This window comes from Arthrobacter sp. TB 26, assembly GCF_000427315.1.
Taxonomy (GTDB): Bacteria; Actinomycetota; Actinomycetes; order Actinomycetales; family Micrococcaceae; genus Arthrobacter.
Map to the genome: position 1 here is coordinate 1 of NZ_AUPJ01000069.1, position 1294 is coordinate 1294.

Annotated in this window: 1 protein-coding gene and 1 pseudogene; both read left to right on the forward strand. The window is 69.9% G+C overall.

The annotated features are described in order from the left end of the window. Positions 1–391: pseudogene (locus K789_RS0101430) on the forward strand (pyridine nucleotide-disulfide oxidoreductase); the annotation flags it as partial. A gap of 230 nt (positions 392–621) precedes the next feature. After that, positions 622–1294, forward strand: a 673-nt coding sequence (locus K789_RS0101435) for a GAF domain-containing protein (protein WP_024365187.1), incomplete at its 3' end; no start/stop codon positions are given.

Genomic DNA, 1294 nt, shown 5'->3' on the forward strand with positions numbered 1-1294 from the left:
CGCCCGCCGCGGCGTTATCCCCAACGAGGGCGGCCGTGTGCTCGACGCCGAGGGCAATCCCGTCCCGGGCATCTATGCGACAGGGTGGATCAAGCGCGGCCCCGTGGGCCTGATCGGGCACACCAAGGGCGACGCGCTGGAAACCATCGGCTTCCTGCTCGAGGACAGGCTCAACCTCCCGCCGGCGCAGAACCCGGATCCGCAGGCGATCATCGACCTGCTTGAAGAGCGCGGGATCGAATACACCACCTGGGACGGCTGGAACAGGCTCGACGCCCACGAGCTGGCCCTCGGTGCCGAGTGGTCCGCTTCCGGCGAGGCCCACGGCGTCGTCCGGGAGCGCGTCAAGGTGGTTCCCCGCGAGGACATGGTGCAGATCTCCCGCGGCTAGGCGCCGTCACTCCGCGGCGCAAATGTTCCCACGACGCGCGAATCCGCTGGCGCGCACGGTATTCCGGCGTCGGCAGCGCTTTTGCGTAGCGCAGGACAGTCCGTAGCGCGGGACCGATTGCGCGGCGTGGAACGAGGGCCCGCGACCTCTGGCGGCCACCCGGCACGCGCACTACACTGGGACGGACGTGGCTGCCTCTGGCATCGTCGCGCCTGTCCGGTGGGAGTTCAATGACGAAAGTGATCCGTCCGGCAGCGCTGTTCCCGCCAGCAGGTGGGGTCTCCGCAGCGCTGCGCCAGCAGTATGCCAGCGCCGGCCATGAGCAGCTGGACACCCAGGGACTCGGGTTCCCTGCGGGCGTGCAGCTGCCGGGTCTCAGCAGCCTGATCCAGGAGTCCTGGCGCCGCTCTGCCGAGCTGCAGGCCAACCCGGACAACCCCGAGGCCCCGCTGGCCATGGACCGCGAAGAACTCGAGGAGTACCGGCGGCAGCATCCGCTGGCCGCGATCATGCCGGTGATCCACAAGCTCCTGGTCCTGCCCAGCCACGACAGCGGAATGCTGGTGGCCGTAGGGGATGAGGTGGGCCGGCTGCTTTGGGTCGAAGGCGACGCGGCCATGCAGCGCCGGGCCGAGCGGATGATGTTCGTTCCGGGCGCTGATTGGTCCGAGGCAACCGTGGGCACCAGCGCGCCGGGTACCGCACTGGCCCTGGGCCGCGGCATCCAGATCTCCGGCGCCGAACACTACAAGCGCTCCGTCCACCCGTGGAGCTGCACAGCCGTCCCGTTCCATGATCCGGATTCCGGGGCGCTCCTGGGCGTCGTCGACATCACCGGGACGGAGTCCGCCGTCGCCCCGCACACACTCTCGCTCGTCGAAGCGACCGTGGCTGCCGCCCAGG